Origin of the sequence: Bradyrhizobium sp. HKCCYLRH3073, from assembly GCF_051167995.1 — a bacterium.
In the GTDB taxonomy this organism is placed as follows: domain Bacteria; phylum Pseudomonadota; class Alphaproteobacteria; order Rhizobiales; family Xanthobacteraceae; genus Bradyrhizobium.
Window position 1 is genome coordinate 121,495 of record NZ_JBNPUD010000013.1, and the last position, 19,590, is coordinate 141,084.

General features: G+C 64.1%; 15 protein-coding genes. 4 read left to right on the forward strand and 11 right to left on the reverse strand.

What is annotated here, in order from left to right; translation table 11 throughout:
• Positions 1-15: 15 nt before the first annotated feature.
• The 10 genes from glgA to ACQR1X_RS26260 form a co-directional block, all read right to left on the reverse strand.
• Complete coding sequence (gene glgA / locus ACQR1X_RS26215) at positions 16-1,482, reverse strand: glycogen synthase GlgA (RefSeq protein ID WP_315804645.1); 1,467 nt, start codon at positions 1,480-1,482, stop codon at positions 16-18.
• Complete coding sequence (gene glgC, locus ACQR1X_RS26220; RefSeq protein WP_315804646.1) at positions 1,479-2,744, reverse strand: glucose-1-phosphate adenylyltransferase; 1,266 nt, start codon at positions 2,742-2,744, stop codon at positions 1,479-1,481. Before glgC ends, glgA begins: the two co-directional genes overlap by 4 nt.
• Positions 2,745-2,888: 144 nt before the next feature.
• Complete coding sequence (locus tag ACQR1X_RS26225) at positions 2,889-3,836, reverse strand: carbohydrate kinase family protein (protein WP_316218063.1); 948 nt, start codon at positions 3,834-3,836, stop codon at positions 2,889-2,891.
• 2 nt (positions 3,837-3,838) lie between these two features.
• Positions 3,839-5,482: an FGGY-family carbohydrate kinase gene (locus ACQR1X_RS26230; protein WP_434899909.1), complete on the reverse strand. Its 1,644-nt coding sequence runs from the start codon at positions 5,480-5,482 to the stop codon at positions 3,839-3,841.
• A gap of 28 nt (positions 5,483-5,510) precedes the next feature.
• Complete coding sequence (locus ACQR1X_RS26235) at positions 5,511-6,284, reverse strand: SDR family NAD(P)-dependent oxidoreductase (RefSeq protein WP_434838060.1); 774 nt, start codon at positions 6,282-6,284, stop codon at positions 5,511-5,513.
• A gap of 47 nt (positions 6,285-6,331) precedes the next feature.
• Positions 6,332-7,339 (reverse strand): ABC transporter ATP-binding protein, encoded by a 1,008-nt coding sequence (locus ACQR1X_RS26240; RefSeq protein WP_434899910.1) that lies wholly within the window; start codon positions 7,337-7,339, stop codon positions 6,332-6,334.
• 15 nt (positions 7,340-7,354) lie between these two features.
• Positions 7,355-8,185 carry a carbohydrate ABC transporter permease gene (locus ACQR1X_RS26245; protein ID WP_315804651.1) on the reverse strand — a complete coding sequence of 277 codons (831 nt, stop codon included), beginning with the start codon at positions 8,183-8,185 and terminating at the stop codon, positions 7,355-7,357.
• Between the two features lie 4 nt (positions 8,186-8,189).
• Positions 8,190-9,062, reverse strand: coding sequence for a carbohydrate ABC transporter permease (locus ACQR1X_RS26250; RefSeq protein WP_434899911.1), 873 nt, complete (start codon positions 9,060-9,062; stop codon positions 8,190-8,192).
• A 352-nt stretch (positions 9,063-9,414) separates the two neighbouring features.
• Positions 9,415-10,704, reverse strand: coding sequence for an ABC transporter substrate-binding protein (locus ACQR1X_RS26255; RefSeq protein ID WP_434847163.1), 1,290 nt, complete (start codon positions 10,702-10,704; stop codon positions 9,415-9,417).
• Between the two features lie 200 nt (positions 10,705-10,904).
• Positions 10,905-11,852, reverse strand: coding sequence for a sugar-binding transcriptional regulator (locus ACQR1X_RS26260; protein ID WP_316181057.1), 948 nt, complete (start codon positions 11,850-11,852; stop codon positions 10,905-10,907).
• A gap of 286 nt (positions 11,853-12,138) precedes the next feature.
• Here ACQR1X_RS26260 and ACQR1X_RS26265 point away from each other — a divergent pair, with 286 nt between their 5' ends.
• Together ACQR1X_RS26265 and ACQR1X_RS26270 are read left to right on the forward strand one after the other, a co-directional pair.
• Positions 12,139-12,462, forward strand: a complete 324-nt coding sequence (locus tag ACQR1X_RS26265; protein ID WP_316181055.1) for a hypothetical protein — start codon at positions 12,139-12,141, stop codon at positions 12,460-12,462.
• A 116-nt stretch (positions 12,463-12,578) separates the two neighbouring features.
• Positions 12,579-12,989 (forward strand): flagellar basal body rod protein FlgC, encoded by a 411-nt coding sequence (locus ACQR1X_RS26270; RefSeq protein ID WP_434899912.1) that lies wholly within the window; start codon positions 12,579-12,581, stop codon positions 12,987-12,989.
• A 41-nt stretch (positions 12,990-13,030) separates the two neighbouring features.
• On the opposite strand, the gene aqpZ is transcribed toward ACQR1X_RS26270, so the two are convergent.
• The gene (gene aqpZ, locus ACQR1X_RS26275) at positions 13,031-13,783 is read right to left on the reverse strand and encodes an aquaporin Z (RefSeq protein WP_434899913.1); all 753 of its coding nucleotides are present in this window, start codon (positions 13,781-13,783) and stop codon (positions 13,031-13,033) included.
• 1,188 nt (positions 13,784-14,971) lie between these two features.
• Between aqpZ and ACQR1X_RS26280 the strand changes: the two genes are divergently transcribed.
• Both ACQR1X_RS26280 and ACQR1X_RS26285 read left to right on the forward strand, forming a co-directional pair.
• Positions 14,972-16,204: a TIR domain-containing protein gene (locus tag ACQR1X_RS26280; protein ID WP_434899914.1), complete on the forward strand. Its 1,233-nt coding sequence runs from the start codon at positions 14,972-14,974 to the stop codon at positions 16,202-16,204.
• 50 nt (positions 16,205-16,254) lie between these two features.
• Entirely contained in the window at positions 16,255-19,398 is a 3,144-nt protein-coding gene (locus tag ACQR1X_RS26285; protein WP_434899915.1) for a tetratricopeptide repeat-containing protein, read from the forward strand.
• The last annotated feature ends 192 nt before the right edge of the window (positions 19,399-19,590 follow it).

Here is a 19,590-nt window from a genome sequence, read left to right on the forward strand (position 1 = left end):
CGCACGCCGCGGCGCTCAGCCTGCCGGACGCCGCTGCGCGACGATCTGCCGGTAGAGTTCGGCATAACGACCGGCGCGGTGGCGCCAGGAGACGTCGGTCAGCATCGCGTTGAGCTGCATGCGGGTCCAATTCGAGGCGTTGCTGCGCGCGGCGTAGAAGGCCGCAGCGGCGCGGCGCAGGGTCTGGTCGAGCGCCTCCGCTGTCACGGACGCGCACTTGAACCCGGTCGCGGCGACGCCGGCCTCCGTCTCGTCAATGACGGTGTCGGCGAGACCGCCCACCGCAGTGACGATCGGCAGCGCGCCATAACGCAACGCGCAGAGCTGTGTCAGCCCGCACGGCTCGAACCGCGACGGCACGACCAGCGCGTCGCAGCCGGCCTGGATGAGATGCGCCAAGCCCTCGTCGTAGCCGATGACGACGCCGATCTTTCCGGGATCGTTCGCGGCCGCGGCGCGGAACGCGTCGCGCAGCTCGGCCTCGCCGTCGCCGAGCAGGGCCAGCTGGATGCCGCTACTGGTCAAGGTCGGCAGGCAGGACAGCAGCAGGTCGAGCCCCTTCTGCGAGGTCAACCGGCTGACGACGCCGAGCAGGAACGTCTCCGGCGCCACCTGCAGGCCCATGCGCGTCTGCAGCGCAGCCTTGTTGGGCGCCCGCGCCTCGATCCGGTCGATGCCGAAATGAGAGGCGATCGCCGGATCGCTGCCGGGATCCCACACCGCCGTGTCGATCCCGTTGAGGATGCCAACGAGGTCGGACGATCGCTGCCGCAGCAGGCCGCCGAGGCCCATGCCGTGCTCGTCGCTCTGGATCTCCCGCGCATAGGTCGGCGACACCGTCGTGATCTTGTCGGCGAACTGCAACCCCGCCTTGAGGAAGCTGATGTCGCCGTAATATTCGAGGCCGTAGATCGAGAACGATTCCGGCGGCAGTCCGAGCGGCGGCAGGAAATGACGGGGGAAGCGGCCCTGGAACGCCAGATTGTGCACCGTCATGACCGTGCCCGGATGCGGCCGGTGGCTGTAGAGCAGATAGGCCGGCACCAGCCCGGCCTGCCAGTCGTGACCGTGGACGATGTCGGGGACGAAGGCCGGCACCGCGCCGAGCCCGATATAGGACGCCGCGCGGGCCAGCGCGGCAAAGCGGAACGCGTTGTCCGGCCAATCCTTGCCGTCGGGCCCCAGATAGGGGTTGCCCTCGCGGTCGTAGAGATGCGGCGCATCGAGCACGAACAGATCGAGCGCACCATGGCTGCCGCCGAGCAGCCGGGCGTTGCCGCCGAAGAAGTTCGGCAATGAGCTGATCTCGCTGGCCTGCTCCAGCGCCTTCATCACGGCGGGATAGCCGGGAATCAGCGTGCGGACCTCGACGTCCTCGGCCAGCAGCGCCCAGGGCAGCGCGCCGACGACGTCGGCGAGACCGCCTGTCTTGACGATGGGATAGACCTCGGAGGCAACCGACAGAACGCGCAGCGGCGTCATGAATTGAGCCCATCGATCATCGGCTGGGTAATCAAGGTCACGCCGTTCTCCGTGGTCCTGAACCGCTTGGCGTCGAACTCCGGATCCTCGCCGACAACCAGCCCTTCCGGAATCTGCACGCCGCGGTCGACCACGACGTTGGTCAGGCGGGCGTGGCGGGCGACGTTGACGTAGGGCAGCAGCACCGCGTTCTGCACTCTGGCGTAGGAATGCAGGTGCGCGCCGGTGAACAGCAGCGAGCGCTGCACCTGTGCGCCGGAGACGATGCAGCCGCCGGAGACCAGCGAGCAGGTCGCCTCGCCACGGCGGCCATCCGTGTCGTGAACGAATTTGGCCGGCGGCGTGATCTCCGAATAGGTCCAGATCGGCCAGGAGCGGTCGTAGAGATCGAGCTCCGGCACGACGTCCGTCAGGTCGAGATTGGCGGCCCAATAGGCGTCGACGGTTCCGACGTCACGCCAGTAGCTGCGCGGATCGTGATCGGCACGAACGCAGGAGCGCGAGAACTGATGGGCGACGGCGCGGCCGTTCCTGACGATGTGGGGAATGACGTCACGTCCGAAATCATGGTTCGAGTTCGGGTCTGCAGCATCGCGCTTCAGCTCCTCGAACAGGAACTTGGCGTCGAACACATAGATGCCCATGCTGGCGAGCGACTTGTCGGGCTTGCCCGGCATCGGCGGCGGATCGGCCGGCTTCTCGATGAAGTCGCGGATCGTGTCGTCATCGTTGATGTGCATGATGCCGAAGCCTGAGGATTCCTCACGCGGCATCTCCAGGCAGCCCACGGTGACGTCGGCGCGCTGGTCGACATGCTGCTGCAGCATCAGCTCGTAGTCCATCTTGTAGATGTGGTCGCCGGCCAGCACGACGATGTATTTCGTGTTGTAGGTCTCGAGGATGTCGATGTTCTGGTACACGGCGTCGGCCGTGCCGACGTACCACATGGTCTCCGAGACGCGCTGGCTCGCCGGAAGGATGTCGAAGCTCTCGTTGCGCTCGGGACGGAAGAAGTTCCAGCCCATCTGCAGATGCCGGATCAGACTGTGCGCCTTGTACTGTGTCGCCACGGCGATGCGCCGGATGCCGGAATTGACGGCGTTCGACAGCGCGAAATCGATGATGCGCGACTTGCCGCCGAAATAGACCGCCGGCTTGGCACGCCGGTCGGTGAGTTCGAGCAGGCGGCTGCCGCGGCCGCCTGCCAGCACGAAGGCCAGCGCGTGACGGGACAGCGGCTCGGTCCTGGCGGCGACTGCCATAGTTCTCCTCCCTGCAACTCGTTGTCGCGTCATGATTTCGGCGGCCCCGACAAGGACGCTTCGCGATCGCGCTCCGCTGTCCGGACCTCACATATGACGGGGGAATAGCCAACCAGTTCCCAATGACGAGTGCAATGGGGTGCTTCAGCCCAGGCGATCCCAGGTTGCAGCCATGTCGTCCCAGCGCGGCGGGTCGGCGCCCTCGCGGGTGCAGGTGACGGCCGCACACGCCCCGGCAAAGGCGAGCGCCTTGCGCATTTCAGTCTGGCTCAATGCCTTCAGGGCCTCCCGGCCGATGCGGCCGAGCTTGCGCAACGCGAACAGGAGACCCGCCTGGAACGTATCGCCGGCGCCGATCGTATCGACCACCTCGACCTGGGGGACCGAGACCTCGACCGCGCCGGCCTGCGCATGCCAGCCGAGCGCCCCGTTGGGGCCGCGGGTGACGACGACCAGGCTGGTGCCGCGCGAAAGCAGCGCGTCGGCCCGTGCGGCGTAATCGTCGTGGCCATGCAGATAGTCGAAATCCACATCCGACATCTTGATCAGATCGGCGCTCGCGGCAAATCTATCCATGCCGGCGCGATAGGCGGCCTTGTCGGTCACGAGATTCGGCCGGCAGTTCGGGTCGAAGGAGATCGTCACCGTGCCTTGCGTGGCGGCGATCAGCGCACGGGTCTCCGCGGCACCGAGATCGTGGATCAGCGTGGTCGATCCGACATGGATGGCGTCGATGTCAGCAAAAGGGATGCTGCCGGGTCTGAACGTCCATTTCCGCGCGGCGGTCTCGGCGTCGTAGAAGGCATACTGCGCCTCGCTGCCGACATGGCGCACGAAAGCGAGCGTGGTCTGGTCCGGGCTGCGCGTGGCGTAGCCGAGGTCGACGTTCGAGCCTTGGGCATGCGCCGCGATCATGCTGCCGAACAGGTCGGTCGAGATGCCGCCGACGAAGCCCGTGGGCGCACCGAGCCGGGCCACACCGACGGCGACGTTCAGGCACGAGCCGCCGACCACGGGCCGCAAGGCATCGCGCCCGTCGGGCAATCTGGCCGGGACGAAATCGATCAGCGCATCACCGCAGCTCAGGATCATGGTCATGCCTCCCCGTGGCCCCCATGCATCACGGAACGGCTCTCGCGATCAAGCGTCCGCAGCATGCCGTGGATGCGCCGCTTGCGGCGATGGAAGGCCGCGATGTTCGGATCGGTCGGGTCGCTGAGACGCCCCAGCGTGGACATCGAGGCCATCGTGTCGACGATCGAACGGAAGGCGCCGCTGGCGACCGCGCCCAGCATGGCCGCCCCGAGCAGCACCGGCTCCTGGGTCCCCGGCAGCGCCACCGTCAACCCGGTCGTATCGGCCATGATCTGGCGCACCAGTGGGCTGCGCGAGGCGCCGCCGGCCATCACCAGCGTGCGGCTGGTGACGCCATTGGCGGCGAAGGCATCGATCACGTCGGCCAGGCCATAGGCGAGCCCGCACAACCCCGCCACGAACAGCCGCTCCAGCGCCGCGATATCGGCATCGAGATCGAGGCCAGCAATGACGGCGCGCGAATCCGGATCGGCATAGGGCGAGCGGTTGCCGAGAAATTCCGGAAGAATGTGGAGATCACGGGCCAGCAGCGCCGCACTGCCGGCATTGGGCACCCGCGCCATGATCCGTTTTTCGAGCAGGCTGATCAGGTCGAGCCCTTCCGCGCGCGCCGCAGCGGTCGCCTCGACAGAGGCCGGGTGCGAGCGCAGCAGATGGTCGATCGCCGCGCCCGCGGCGGACTGGCCACCCTCGTTGAGCCAGGACCCAGGCACCATGCCTTGATAATAAGGTCCCCATACGCCGGGCACGAAGGACGGCGCCTGCGTCGTCGCCATGATGCAGGCCGAGGTCCCCATGATGTAGGCGAGGCGGTCGCAGACATTCACCTCACCGCCGTCAGCCGCTCGGCCACCGATGGCGCCGATGCCGCCGGCATGGGCATCGATCAGCGCGGCGCCGACCGGCGTGCCCGGGGCAAGCCCGAGCTCTTCGGCTGCGACGCGGGACAGCCCGCGGCCGAGCGGCGTGCCCGGTGCGACGATCTCGGTGCCGATCCGCGCGTAATCGTCTGCGACGAAATCCTCCAGCCCGATGCGCCGGAAATAGGCTGCGCTCCAGCGCGTCTCGTGGGCGAGATAATTCCATTTGCAGGTGACCGTGCACATCGAGCGCGCCAGCGAGCCTGACGCGCGCCAGGTCAGGAAGTCGGCCAGATCGAAGAAGTGGCCGGCGGCGTCGAAGCTGTTGCGGAGATGCCGCTTCAGCCACAGGAGCTTGGGCATCTCCATCTCCGGCGAGATCGAGCCGCCGACATAGCGCAGTACGTCGTCCCCGGTCGCATTGATGTCGCGTGCCTCCGTCAGCGCGCGATGATCCATCCAGACGATGACGTTGCGGCGGGCGTCGCCGGAGCTGCTGACGGTGACCGGCGCACCCTGGCGGTCCAGCACGACCAGCGAGCAGGTGGCATCGAAGCCGATCCCCCTGATCAGATCCGGCGCGATCCCCGCTTCCGCCAGCGCGGCTTTGACCGACGCGCAGCACGCGCGCCAGATGTCGTCGGACGATTGCTCGACGACATCGCCGGCCTCATGCCAGGTCTGGATCGGATGCCGCGCCGCGGCAAGCAGCCGACCGTGACTGTCGAAAACTCCGGCGCGCGTGCTGGTCGTGCCGACATCGACACCGACAAAGGCCTGCATGTTCCGCTCCCGTCAATTTGACGAGAGCTTACCAGCAAGTGTAGCCGCCATCGACAACGACGACGCTGCCGGTCATCAAACTTGCCGCCTCGGAGGCCAGGAACAGCACCACCGAGGCGATCTCCTCGACCTGACCCATGCGGCCCATTGGGGTTCCGCCGATCCAGGCGTCGTACATGCGCGGATTGCTCTTCACGAAGGCGTTGAGCGGCGTCTCGATATAGGTCGGCGCCACCGCGTTGACGCGGATGCCCCGCGCGCCCCACTCGGCCGCCAGCGACTTGGTCAGATGGTGCACCGCAGCCTTGGAGGCGTTGTAGAAGCACTGCTCCTGCGGCTTGTTGACGATGAATCCGGACATCGAGCCGATATTGACGATGCTGCCGCTCTTGGCTGCCAGCATGTGCTGGCCGAAGGCGCGGCAGCACCAGAAGGTGCCGTTGAGGTTGACATCGAGCACGTTGAGCCAGTGCTCGTCGGTGACGGTCTCGGCCGGTGTCTCGCTGCGCGCGATGCCGGCATTGTTGACGAGGATGTCGACCTTGCCGTAGCGCGCCACCAGATCGTCGGCGACCGCCGCAACCTGCGCCGAATTGGTCACGTCCATCAGCGCGGTCTCGGTGGTGAAGCCCTTGGCCTTCATCGCCGCCTGCGCGTCCGCGGCCGCCTTCGCATCCCGATCGGCGATCACCACATGCGCGCCCGCCTCCGCCAGCGCCTCGACGCAGGCCAGGCCGATGCCCTGCCCGCCGCCGGTGACCAACGCGGTCTTGCCGTTCAGTTTGAATTTTTCGAGATACATCGTCGTGGTCCGTTGTTGTCGTTGACGCCCGGAGGGGACGTCACCTCTCATGCGAAGATCGAATTGCCGCTCTGGTCGAAGCGGTAGATGCGGCTGGGCTCGGGCCGCAGCGTTACAGCGTCGCCGGCACTGAGCCGTTTCTCGCCGACGACGCGCACTGTCAGCGTGCCCAGCGCGCCGGCGTCGACGTAGAGAAAGGTGTCGCTGCCGAGATGCTCGGCGATCACGACCTTGCCGGGCCAGCCTCCGACGCCCTCATCGACGACCGCGACATGCTCGGGCCGCACGCCGATCGTGGTCGCATGGTGTTTGTCCGCTTCCGCGCCGGTGATGAAGTTCATCTTCGGCGAGCCGATGAAGCCGGCGACGAACAGATTGGCGGGTCGCTGATAGAGCTCGATCGGCGAGCCATATTGCTCGATGCGGCCGGCGTTCAGCACCACGATCTTGTCGGCCATGGTCATGGCCTCGACCTGGTCGTGCGTCACGTAGATCGCCGTCGTACCGAGCTGCTTCTGCAGCCGCGTCACCTCGAGCCGCATCTGCACGCGCAGCGCGGCATCGAGATTGGATAGCGGCTCGTCGAACAGGAACGCTTTCGGCTCGCGCACGATGGCGCGGCCGATCGCGACGCGCTGGCGCTGGCCGCCGGAGAGCTCGCGCGGCTTGCGGTCGAGATAGGGCGTGAGGTTCAAGGTCGCCGCGGCGGCCTCGACCTTGCTGTTGATCTCGGCCTTTGGCAGCCCGGCCATCTTCAGGCCGAAGGCGATGTTGCCGCGCACGCTCATGTGCGGATACAGCGCATAGGACTGGAACACCATCGACAGGCCGCGCTTGGCCGGCGGCACGTCGACGACATTGTTGCCGTCGATCAGGATGCGGCCGCCGGAGACATCTTCCAGCCCTGCGATCAGGCGCAGCAGCGTGGTCTTGCCGCAGCCGGAGGGGCCGACGAACACCACGAAGGCACCGTCGGGAATGTCGAGGTCGGCGCCCTTGATGATGTGGACCGGCCCGAACGATTTCTGCACACCCTCAAGCGTGATCCGTCCCATGATTCAGCCCCTTTATTACTTCACTGCGCCGAAGGTCAGCCCGCGCACGAGCTGCTTCTGGCTGAACCAGCCGATGATCAGGATCGGCGCGATCGCGAGCGTCGAAGCCGCCGACAGCCGCGCCCAGAACAGGCCTTCGGGGCTCGAATAGGAGGCGATGAAGGTCGTCAGCGGCGCCGCCTCCAGGGTCGACAGGTTCAAGGTCCAGAACGCCTCGTTCCAGGCCAGTATCAGGTTGAGCAGCAGGGTCGAGGCGAGGCCCGGGATCGCCATCGGCGTCAGCACGTAGATCAGCTCGCGCCCGATCGTGGCGCCGTCCATTCGCGCTGCCTCGAGAATGTCCTTGGGGATCTCCTTGAAGTAGGTGAACAGCATCCAGATCACGATCGGCAGATTGCCGAGGCACAGGATGAAGACCAGCCCAGTCCGCGTATCGAGCAGCCCCATGTTCTTGTAGATCAGATAGATCGGAACGAGCACGCCGACCGGCGGCATCATCTTGGTCGAGAGCATCCAGAGCAGGATGTCCTTGGTGCGCTTGGTCGGCGCAAACGCCATCGACCACGCCGCCGGAATGGCGATCAGCATCGCGATCAGGGTCGAGCCGCCGGCGACGATCAGCGAGTTCAGCGCGTGGTGCAGATAGTCGCTGCGCTCCTGCACGGTGACGTAGTTCTCGGTGGTCCAGTGGAAGAACAGGAACGAGGGCGGCGTCGCGAACGCCTCCAGCTCGGTCTTGAAGCTCGCCAGCACCATCCACAGGATCGGGAAGAAGATCACGAACCCCGCCAGCCACGCGGCCACGGTCGAGATCGCGACATGACGTCCGGTGACCTTGCGCGCCATGGTGTTACGCCTCGAGGTTACGGCCGACGATGCGGACCAGGAAGAAGGCGACGATGTTGGCGATGACCACCGCGACGAGGCCGCCGGCCGAGGCGGTGCCGACGTCGAACTGGATCAGCGCCTGCGAATAGACCAGGAAGGCGATGTTGGTGGTCTGCAGCCCCGGCCCGCCGCCGGTTGTGACGAAGATCTCGGCAAACACCGTGAGCAGGAAGATGGTCTCGATCAGGATCACCACCGTGATCGGGCGCGCCAGATGCGGCACAGTCAGGTAGATGAAGCGCGACAGCGCGCTGGCGCCGTCCATCTCGGCGGCCTCCTTCTGCTCCTCGTCGAGCGACTGCAGCGCGGTCAGCAGGATGAGCGTGGCGAACGGCAGCCACTGCCAGGCCACGATGAAGATGACCGCGAGCAGCGGCGCGTCGGTGAACCAGTCGACCGGTGTCATTCCGAGCGAGGTCGCGATCCACGCGAACAGGCCGGACACCGGGTGCATCAGCAGGTTCTTCCACACCAGCGCGCTAACCGTCGGCATCACGAAGAACGGCGCGATCACCATCAGGCGGATGATGTTGCGGCCGATCACGGGCTGGTCGAGCAGGATCGCAAGGGGAATGCCGAGGCCGATGGTCAGCAGCAGCACCGAGCCGACCAGCACCAGCGTATTCTGCAGCGAGGCGAGGAAGGCCGGATCGGTGAGGAAGTAGGTGAAGTTCTCGAAGCCGACGAAGCTTTCCGAGCCGGGATCGAGCAGGCTGAAATGCAAGGTCGAGAAGTAGATCGTCAGCGCCAGCGGCACGATCATCCAGATGAACAGCAGAATCACCGCCGGCGACATCAGCGCCCGGGCGAGCAGTTGCGTCTGTCTGGTGGCCATTGCTGCTGTCCGTCTGCTCGATGAACTGCTTGCTCGGTAAAAACCGCCGTCATTGCGAGCGAAGCGAAGCAATCCAGGGTCGCGGGCGTGACTCTGGATTGCTTCGTCGCTTCGCTCCTCGCAATGACGGAGTCCGGGGCTTCCCGTAAGGTGGGCAAAGGCGCGAAAGCGCCGTGCCCACCATCTTAACCGTTGTCGTGACGCGGTGGGCACGCTTCGCTTTGCCCACCCTGCGAATGCTCGCAGGTCCCATCCGCATCGGAGAGAAAATGCGGCCATCCCTGTGGGGAGGGATGGCCGCCAGTGATCAGCTCGGGAGGAGTTTCTTGTCGAGCTGATAGACTTGGCACGCCTATTTGATGTAGCCGGCGCGTTTCATCTCACGTTCGGTGGCGGACTGTGCCGCCGCGAGCGCCGCATCCACTGTCATCGATCCGGCGAGCGCGGCAGAAAACTGCTGCCCGACCGCGGTGCCGATGCCCTGGAATTCAGGAATGGCGGCGTATTGCACGCCGACATAAGGCACCGGCTTCACCGTCGGATGGTTCGGATCGGCGGCGTCGATCGAAGCCAAGGTCAGCTTGGCGAACGGCGCGACCTTCAGATACTCCTCGTTCTTGTAGAGCGAGGTGCGCGTCCCCGGCGGCACGTTGGCCCAGCCATCCTTCGAGGCGACGAGCTTGAGATAGTCCTTGCTGGTCGCCCAGGCGATGAACTTCTCCGCCGCCTCGACCTTCTTGGAGCCGGCGGGCACCGCGAGGCTCCAGGCCCACAGCCAGTTGGCGTTCTTGCCGAGGCCGGTGTTCGGCGCCAGCGCGAAGCCGACCTTGTCGGCGACCTTGGACTCCTTCGGATTGGTCACGAACGAGGCCGCCACGGTGGCGTCGATCCACATCGCGCATTTGCCGGAGTTGAACAGCGCGAGGTTCTCGTTGAAGCCGTTGGAGCTGGCGCCGGGAGGGCCGGCCTCCTTCATCAGCTCGACATAGGTCGACAGCGTCTTCTTCCATTCCGGCGTGTTGAATTGCGGCTGCCACTTCTCGTCGAACCAGCGCGCGCCGAACGAGTTCGACATCGCGGTCAGGAACGCCATGTTCTCGCCCCAGCCGGCCTTGCCGCGCAGGCAGACGCCGAACACGCCGGCCTGCTTGTCGGTGAGCTTCTTGGCGGCGTCGATGACGAAGTCCCAGGTCGGGCTCTCCGGCATCTTCAGCCCGGCCTTGTCGAACAGGTCGGTGCGGTACATCACCATCGAGCTCTCGCCATAGAACGGCGCGGCGTAGAGGTTGCCGTCGACGGACACCGCGTCCTTGATCTTGGGCAGGATGTCGTTCGCGTCGTAGTCGGCGCCGAGCTTGTCGAGCGGCACCAGCCAGTTCTTCTTGGCCCAGATCGGCACCTCGTAGGTGCCGATGGTGAGGATGTCGAACTGGCCGCCCTTGGTGGCGATGTCGGTGGTGACGCGCTGGCGCAGCACGTTCTCTTCCAGGGTCACCCATTTCACGGAGATGTCGGGATTGGCCTTGGTGAATTCGCTGGTGAGGCCCTGCATCCGGATCATGTCGCCGTTGTTGACGGTGGCGATGGTCAGGCTCGTCTCCGCCAGTGCGGGCGTAACTGTCAGCAGCGTGGCGGCGCCCATCAGGGCGGCAAGCGTGCTCGTCCGAGTGAAGATGGTCTTCACGGTCTCCTCCCTTCCCGTGTCTTTTGAATATATGCTCACGGGCTGAGCTGATGTTCACAACACCGGTCGGGCTTTGTCAAGCATGCGCCGGCGCCCACAGGTTGTGCGGCGCGACAGAGATCGGACTTTGATAGAAGGAAGCGCAGCGCCGCGGGCATTCACCCCAGGACGGCGCGCGCCGTGGCCTCGTCGGTGATCAGGCCATTGATGAGACGACCGGTCAGTGCGGCGCGGATCGCTGGGATCTTCGCCGGCCCCAGCGCCGCCGCGATGGTCATGGCGCGGGCCGGCACCTCGGGCGGAATGCTGGTGAGCCGGCGGTTGGTGCCGCCAGCGATCACCTTGCCGCCGGCGTCATAGGCCCAGCCGGTGATCTCGCCGATGGCCCCGAGCCGCATCATCTCGGTGAGCTCGTCGCGGGTGACGAAGCCGTCGACATGCATCTGCGCCTTCTGGTCCATCTGGCCGATGCCGACCAGCTTGAGATCGGCCTTGTCGGCGACCGCCTTGACCTTGGCGATGGCATCCAGCCGGACCATGCGGTCGCGCTCGTCCTCGCTGCCCATCAGGAACGGCAGCGGCATCGGATAATGCCGCGCGCCGGTGCGGTCGGCGAGCCGGCCGACGGTATCGAAGAAGCTCGCCGAGCCGTCGGCCAGGATGTTGCCGACCAGCGAGACGATCTGATGCTCCGGGCGATCGATCGGCGAGACGCGCTCGACCGCGGCGCGCACCGCCCGCCCCGTTCCGAGCGCAATGATGACCGGCGTCTCGGCGCGCAAGGTCGTCTCCAGCAGGTTGGCGCAGCGCTCGGCGATCCCCGCGGCGCCCGCCGGGGCGGCCGGATCGGTCGGTACCACCTCGCAATGCACCAGCGCGAACCGCTCCCTGAGCTGCGCCGCGAGCGCCATGCAGGACGCGATCGGGTGTTCGAGTCGGAAGGTGATCAGCCGCTCGGCGAGGCACAGCGACACCAGCCGCTGCGCCGAGGCGCGCGACACCTGCAGCATCCGGGCGATCTCGTCCTGGGTGTGGCCGGCGATGAAATACAGCCAGCCGGCGCGGGCGGCGTCGTCGAGCCGGGATTTTTCGCTGTCGCCTGCCATGACGCAGAGCGGTCTCCTTCTCAGACACGTCGTCCCCCGGCCGAGCAGGGGCGCGACGGTGATCGGCCGGCACTATGGCATGGCCGCCGCGGCGCCGGGAACCGAAGCCCGCCACCATCCCCAGCCGGACGCGGCGGGGTCATTCAGACCAGATCATATGCCCCGATCATGGGCAATAGCCCAGGCTCGGAAGGTTGCAACCCAAGCCCCGGAACCTCGCTCGCCGCACGACGGCTGCGCATCCGCGAGGGATGCGGCGCCTCGGCCGGCCGCTTAGCTCGGAGGCATGGCCCTCCCAGCTCTCGTCCGCCCCCGCCGCGCCGCTCCGGTGCTCGTCTGCCGCAAATGCCTGAAGCGCAGCGATGACCCCAAGGAAATCAGGAAGGCCATCAAGCACGCGCTGAAATCCCACGACAGCTCTGGTCACGGCGCAGGCGAGAAGCCGGCGCGCATCGTCATGACGAGCTGCTTCGGCCTGTGCCCGAAGCGGGCGGTCGTGGTCACCGGCGGCGTCCGCGCGGCGCGTGGCGAATATGTACTCGTCTCCGCAGCCAAGGACGTGCCCAGCGCCTTGGCGCTGCTGCGCGATGATCCGAACAGGCCGGGTTGAGATCGTGATGGTGAACAGGACCTTACGCCGGACGCTCGAGTCTCATCGGCGGTCTTGACGCTTGCTTGGTGCGCCGCGGGCTTAGCTGACGCATCACGTCACCAGCAAGCGCCGCCATGAGCCCCACCGCCACCATCGCAGTCTCCGGCATGCAGGCCGCCTCGCGCCGGCTCGAGGTGTCCGCCTCGAACATCGCCAATGCCCGGAGCACGGGCGCGCTGCCCAATGCCGACGGCACGCTGCCGGCCGGCGCGCCGAAGGCCTACGACCCGCTCGCGCTGGTGCAGAGCGACGTCGCTGGCGGCGGCACGCAGACGACCATCGCGCGTTCAAGCTCGGGCACGTCCGCGAGCTACGATCCCTCCGCGCCATTCGCCAACAAGGACGGCCTGGTCGCCGCGCCCAACGTCGATCTCGCGCAGGAGATGATCAGCCAGCTCGTCGCCAAATACAGCTTTGCCGCGAACGCGAAAGTGCTGAAGGCGAGCGACGAGATGAGCCGCACCGTGATCGACATGAAGGTGTGAGCCCGACCGGCCGGCGGATCCGGCCGTATGAGGCGATCTCCCTAGGCGCCTTTCGCGACCGCGCCCTGCCCTGCCTGTTCGCCGGTCACCTCGCCGGCCGGCTCCGGGCTGAGCCAGCGATAGATGAAGCCGCCGGCCGCGCCGCCGAGCAGCGGCGCCACCCAGAACAGCCAGAGCTGCGCCAGCGCCCAGCCGCCGACGAACAGCGCCGGCCCGGTGCTGCGCGCCGGGTTCACCGAGGTGTTGGTGACGTGGATGCTGATGAGGTGAATGAGCGTCAGCGCGAGCCCGATCGCCAGAGGGGCAAATCCGGCCGGCGCCTTGCCATGGGTCGCGCCCATGATCACGAACAGGAACATCATCGTCAGCACGAATTCGCTGAGCAGGCAGGCCCCGAGGCCATATTTGCCGGGCGAATGCTCGGCATAGCCATTGGCGGCAAAGCCGCCCGCCGTGCTGAAGTCCGGCGCCCCGCTGGCGATCGCATACAGCACGGCCGCACCGACGATGGCGCCGACCACCTGCGCGAGGATGTAGGGCACGATCAGCCCGGTCGGGAACCGCCCGCCGCACGCCAGCCCGACCGTCACGGCCGGATTGAGATGACAGCCCGAGATGTGCCCGATCGCGTAGGCCATGGTCACCACGGTGAGCCCGAACGCCAGCGCCACGCCGAGCATTCCGATCCCGACATCCGGCACGGCCGCCGCGATCACCGCACTGCCGCAACCGCCGAAGGTGAGCCAGAACGTCCCGATCGCCTCCGCCACGAGCTTGTTGTTGTTGCCGTTCATCATCGCCTCCCTGGGTGCGTGTGATTGGCTGGAGCCCTGCTTCTCCCGTCAGCAGAGAAGATGATCACTTCGGCAACCTGGAGTCAAAGCCGGATTCGCGGCCGCCGTGGGATGCCTGAAACTTCGAGTCGGCAATCGTCGGCGTAATTCGTAGTTCGTAGGGCGGATGAGCGCAGCGTAATCCGCCGTCTTACTTGCCAACAGTCGCCGGCCCGAATTCCGGAGGACGCGCACTTCCCCCGTGATCAAGCTTGATTGGCAAGTGGCTGCTCATCGAGCTCGCGGCCGACAGCCCAAAGCCGACATCGATGATCCCCGCATGGCGGATGGCGCTCCCCTCATCCGCCCGACACGCTATCGATCTTTCCGGCACGCCGGCGAGAGCATCGGCACGTTCGCCCACGGCCAATTGTGCCAGCGGCCATCGTCGCCGACGCAAGCGGCGGATGCCGGGGACGGCCTCGTTGTCGCGTCCGGCGATGCTTCAAGCGCGGCAAATCGGTGGTCGACATAGGTCGTGGACAGAACTCCGGCGACGGTCACCACCACGACCACCGCAAATCCCGTGGCTGAGTCACTCCAGCGCATGTCATCACCTCCCTTGCTCGACGTGCCAGGACCACATGGGACGACATTGACGCGCCATCGCGTGGCGGGCTGTGAGAGAGGTCACATCGACATCTAACCGGATGCGCGCATCCCTGACGCCGCAAGCCCCGGGAGAGGAATGCAGTGCAGGCCCAAAATTACGGTGACAGTGCTGGACTGTCACCGTATCCCAGCTTCTGCAGTGCTCCGCCTTCGCACTCGCGAACTCACATGCGAAGACCTTTGATTGATTTCGGCTGAGGTCTCCGGAGGCTTTCGAACGTCGGCTGCCGCACGACCGACGCGGCTCCTCAAGCAGCCGGCATCCCAAACCGCCAAAGCTCTGGGTCTCCCATCAAACAATCTCAAGGTGCATTACCCAGCTGATGTTGATTTAGCGCAATGGTTGTACCGAGTGGCTGGTCTATTGTTCGTTTGGAACTCCAGAGAGAGCGTCCGTATGGACCATACTCAAGCGGCATTCCGCAATCAGTCAGAAATTTCTGGCTTTCCTACTCGAGGCCTTGGTCATCAGCGGCCTCGTTGCCTTGCGCCATTTATCTCGACTTCGACGCTGATGCCAATCTACCGGACGCCGCTATGAGCGATGTTTTCGTCAGCTATGCGAACGAAGACCGGGCGTGGGCTGAAATGCTTGCGCGCGCACTTGAAGGCCGCGGCTGGTCGATCTTTTGGGATCGGACTATTCCGATCGGCAAGACATTTCGCGATACTATCGGACGAGAACTCAACGAGGCGCGCTGTGTCGTTGTCATCTGGTCCAAGGCCTCGATCGCCTCCAGCTGGGTGCAGGAAGAGGCGGACGATGCAAAGCGGCGAGGGATACTGGTCCCGGTGTTTATCGAAGGTGTTGTCGAGGCTCCTCTCGGATTTCGGAGTCTTCAAGCTGCGGATCTGTCGGATTGGAAGGCCACGGAGCCGACCCAAGCGTTCCAGAGGCTGATCAATGATATTTCGCAGCTTATCGCCTCCCCGTCGAAAACGCCTGAAGAGGCACACCCCGGAAAACCGCCGCCGATTCTGCCCTCTGTCCCGAAACTTCGTGCGCCGCGGGGCCGGTGGGCGCTGGCAATTGCTGGCGCAGCGATCGTGGTAGCGGGCGCAGCTGCCTATCAATTCCTGGGCCCGCAAGACAGCTCGAATCGCGATAATTCGTATGATGCACGTCACCAGAATACGGCCGCCAAAGAGCCCTTCGGAGTGACAACAGCCAAGGAGGTTGCCGGAGTGACAACACCCAAGGAGCCTCTCGGAGCGACGACGGCCAAACAGGCTCCGGAAGTCCCGCCAGCGAACGAGACGCCGCCGAGTCGCCTCGATAACTACACACTGCAATACAACCAAGACATTGATAAACAAGACATCGTGCAACCTGATGGCCAAGCTGGCATTCGCGATTCGGAAATCAACGCCTGCGCCTTGCAGTGCGACGCGAACCCGGCATGCGTCGCATTCAGCTTCGATCGCTGGAATAAAATGTGCTTTCTAAAGCGGAAAATCTCAACGTCCGTACTTGAGCCGCGCTCCGCAATCGGCATCAAGAAACCTTTCGCGCTGCCGACCCGTTCAACGCTGCCAGTACAATTGGCTACTGTTCATAATCATCGGTTTGATGCACGACCGATTGCAACCGCCAACGTCTCCGACCTGACGGCGTGCCAAGTGGCTTGCGCCGGCGACCGGCGATGTGTGGCGTTCAGCTTCTTAAGAGGGAGCGGGCAGGCGAAGAACTGTCAGATCTTCGACAATGTACAAGATGCATATATCGACGATCCTTTGGCAGACAGCGGCTGGAAGGAACAGGCCCGCTAGCTCTCTGTAGGAGGCTGCCACTCGAACGATGCGACTCAAAAGGTGCCAAGTTGCTGAGCTCGACATTCCGCAAGAGATCCTCGGTACTCGCGCTCGCCGGACGACGGATCGATGGAGCTGATACCGCTCCCTCACGCTTTCCGCCCGAAAGCATCCCGGTTGTACGCCAGCGGCTTGCCGACCTGCTCACCAGTGAACGCGTCGTCACCATCGTCAGCTCCGCCGCCTGCGGCGCTGACCTCCTCGCACTCGAGGAGGCAGAGCGTCTCAGTCTACGACGTCGAATTGTCGTGCCGGCTCCGCTGGAGCGATTTCGACAAACCTCCGTGATCGACCGACCGGGCGATTGGGGCCGGCTATTTGACCGTCTCGTCTCGGCTGCCGAAGCAGCAGGAGACCTGATCGTGCTCTCCGGCAATCACACCAGCGACGCTGCCGCCTATGCCGCCGTGAACGAAGCCGTGATCCGCGAGGCCAGGACGCTTGCAAGAGAGGGGGCTCTGCATCGGCTCGTCGCCGCAGTTGTCTGGGAGGGGTCAGCCAGATCCGAAAGCGATATAACCGGTCAATTCCGGAAATTGGCGGCGGAGGCGGGGTTTGAGGGGCGGGTCATTCTCACGCGCTCTGCAGCCAACGAAGCACAGGAGTACCTGCGAGGCCATCAGCTCTCGCCCGAACGGGTGAAGGATTTGGTGGTCCGCCTGAAGAACGAGGACAGGTTCGGCGTGGCGCGGAAAGTCCTTGCGAGAATTCGTGAAGAGTCGACCTCTGAAGTCGCTCTTCGGGTTTGGTTTGCCCAGCAGCACGCGCTGTGCACCTACAAAGATCCTGATTTGCCCGTATTGAAGGCTCTTGATCAAGCGCTTGCGATTCTCAAAGGAACCTTCGATATCGCGAACACCTCCGACCAGGAGACTCTCGGCATCATGGGCGCCATCTGTAAGCGCCGCTGGCAGGCCACCGGGCAAAAGGACCAACTGGAGCGTTCATATCACTACTACCGTCGTGGCTTCGATGTTGGTCCGGAGAAGGATTATGGCTACAGCGCGATCAACGCCGCGTTCGTTTTGGACCAGCTTGCCGACATCGAAACATCTGAAGGGACGCCATCGGTCGAGGGACGCCGAATGGAGGCCAGAGCGATACGAGAGGCCGTCGTGGCGAAGCTGTTACCGTTGCGCACCACAGATCCCACGCTCAACAACAACTGGTGGTATCTTGTCACGCTTTCCGATGCGCTGTTTGGACTAGGAAGGTACGACGAGGCCGAGCGCTGGCTCTCGGCGGCCAAGGCTCTCCCAAGCGTCCCTGATTGGGAATTCCGGAGCACCGCCACACAGCTTGCGACGCTCTGTCAGCTCCAGAACCGAGGCATCCCATCACCGAACGAGCCCGTGGTAGCGAAGGCTGCGAAGGCGCTCGACGCTTTTGTTGGCTCCGCCGCCGCACGCGAAAGCGCCTTTATTGGAAAGGTCGGCCTGGCCCTGTCCGGTGGCGGCTTTCGTGCTTCGCTCTTTCATATCGGGGTGCTTGCAAAACTGGCCGAGCTCGATGTCCTGCGCCGCGTGGAGGTCCTTTCGTGTGTTTCCGGTGGCTCAATCATCGGCGCTCACTACTACCTTCAGCTACGGGAGACGATGGAGACCGAGGGGCTTGAGAATTTGAACGACATCGAGCTACGCGATGCGTACATTAGGCTCGTTCGGCGCGTAGCGGCGGATTTTTTGGCCGGCGTGCAGACAAATATACGGATGCGCGTATTTGCCAACCCTCTACCGCTCCTGCGTTCAATCGTTAGCCGCGCCTACACGCGAACGGTTCGACTAGGCGAACTCCTCGAGGCCCAGCTCTTCGCAAGGGTGTGGACGAACGCAGTGAGTGAGCGCAAGCCGAAGGGCCCGTTGCTTCTCAAAGATCTGAAAATCCAGCCTTACGGAGGAGAAGAGGATTTCGAGCCGAACAAATACAACTGGCGTCGTCAAACGAAAGTTCCAGTATTGATACTCAATGCCACGACGCTGAATACGGGACATGCTTGGCAATATACGACGAGCTTCATGGGTGAGTCTCCTTGGGGAATCGATCCCAATGCAGACGGCACGAACCGGCTCCGAAGAATGTACCATAGTGAGGCGCCACCAGAGCACCGAGCGACCAGCCTCTCTCAGGCTGTTGTTGCTTCTGCGTGCGTGCCCGGCCTCTTCGAGCCAATCAGAATCGATGGTCTATATCGTCTCGAAGAACGAGGTAAAAAGTCCGAGCCACTTATACTGAGACAGGTCGACGGCGGAGTGCACGATAACCAGGGGATCGCGAGCCTCTTCGAACAAGGCTGCAGCGTTGTTCTCGTGAGCGACGCCTCGGGACAAACCGCATTTGCGCCAGATCCTGGTGGGGGCACGCTAGCGTCGCTAACGCGGAGCAATTCCATTCTTATGGAACGCGTTCGACAGGAGCAATATGCCCGCTTAGAGACCATGGAAAGAGGCGGCCTGCTCAAGGGAATGATGTTCATTCACCTTAAAAAGGATCTCGATGTCGTACCGATCGACTGGCTGGGATGCGAAGAGCCGCGCGATGATTCAAACCAAACAGACGAACCGGTGACCGAATACGGTATTCGGAAGCGAATTCAGGAACTTCTTGCAGGGATTCGCACTGACCTTGACAGCTTCTCCGAGGTCGAGGCGTACGCCCTGATGGCCAGCGGCTATCGCATGACCGAGTACTACTTACCTCAAGTTCAGGTCCTCCCCATCCACACTCAAGAAAGTGTCGAATGGGACTTTCTGGCCATTGAGTCAGTGCTACGAGATTCCATGACCTCGGACAAAAACTACAGATACCTATTGCGACTGCTCGGAAGTGCAGGCAGCCGGATGTCTAGAATCTGCTCGCTGTGCCGTGTTCTACCTCTGATCATCTCTCTTACTGCCGCTGCAGGAATTGTGCTGGCAGCCGCTTGGCTAATCCATAACGGCGGACCCGCCACAATAAACATCTCGGTGAACGGATGGGTGATTCCCCTGCTTGTTGTTCTCGTGATTCCGCTCGCATCACCTTCAGTTCGCGAGCACGCGGGTCGAATATCGATGGGCATTCTCAGCCTCGTCCTCTGGATCCCCGCGCAATTCCATCTCAGGGTGACTGATCAAATTTTCCTAAGGATGGGTCGGCTAAATAGGTTGCAATAGAATCCGAGTTTCCGCGCGCTCCGTCGATGGAGAAGTTGTTGCAATCAAGGGGACCTTTCATCTTCGAGCTCGAATCGCCGTAACAGTGCACATTTCTTCCAGACTCGGATTCCATCGGCCAACGCATTCCCGGTCTGCACAAACTGCCCGTCGTGCCACTCTGCCGCAGTGATTCCGCTTGCGCCGTCGGGC

Bases quoted from the DNA above. Each gene is read 5' to 3' on its own strand.
- glgA (WP_315804645.1), bottom strand. From the start codon at position 1,482: ATGACGCCGCTGCGCGTTCTGTCGGTTGCCTCCGAGGTCTATCCCATC.
- glgC (WP_315804646.1), bottom strand. From the start codon at position 2,744: ATGGCAGTCGCCGCCAGGACCGAGCCGCTGTCCCGTCACGCGCTGGCC.
- ACQR1X_RS26225 (WP_316218063.1), bottom strand. From the start codon at position 3,836: ATGATCCTGAGCTGCGGTGATGCGCTGATCGATTTCGTCCCGGCCAGA.
- ACQR1X_RS26230 (WP_434899909.1), bottom strand. From the start codon at position 5,482: ATGCAGGCCTTTGTCGGTGTCGATGTCGGCACGACCAGCACGCGCGCC.
- ACQR1X_RS26235 (WP_434838060.1), bottom strand. From the start codon at position 6,284: ATGTATCTCGAAAAATTCAAACTGAACGGCAAGACCGCGTTGGTCACC.
- ACQR1X_RS26240 (WP_434899910.1), bottom strand. From the start codon at position 7,339: ATGGGACGGATCACGCTTGAGGGTGTGCAGAAATCGTTCGGGCCGGTC.
- ACQR1X_RS26245 (WP_315804651.1), bottom strand. From the start codon at position 8,185: ATGGCGCGCAAGGTCACCGGACGTCATGTCGCGATCTCGACCGTGGCC.
- ACQR1X_RS26250 (WP_434899911.1), bottom strand. From the start codon at position 9,062: ATGGCCACCAGACAGACGCAACTGCTCGCCCGGGCGCTGATGTCGCCG.
- ACQR1X_RS26255 (WP_434847163.1), bottom strand. From the start codon at position 10,704: ATGGGCGCCGCCACGCTGCTGACAGTTACGCCCGCACTGGCGGAGACG.
- ACQR1X_RS26260 (WP_316181057.1), bottom strand. From the start codon at position 11,852: ATGGCAGGCGACAGCGAAAAATCCCGGCTCGACGACGCCGCCCGCGCC.
- ACQR1X_RS26265 (WP_316181055.1), top strand. From the start codon at position 12,139: ATGGCCCTCCCAGCTCTCGTCCGCCCCCGCCGCGCCGCTCCGGTGCTC.
- ACQR1X_RS26270 (WP_434899912.1), top strand. From the start codon at position 12,579: ATGAGCCCCACCGCCACCATCGCAGTCTCCGGCATGCAGGCCGCCTCG.
- aqpZ (WP_434899913.1), bottom strand. From the start codon at position 13,783: ATGAACGGCAACAACAACAAGCTCGTGGCGGAGGCGATCGGGACGTTC.
- ACQR1X_RS26280 (WP_434899914.1), top strand. From the start codon at position 14,972: ATGAGCGATGTTTTCGTCAGCTATGCGAACGAAGACCGGGCGTGGGCT.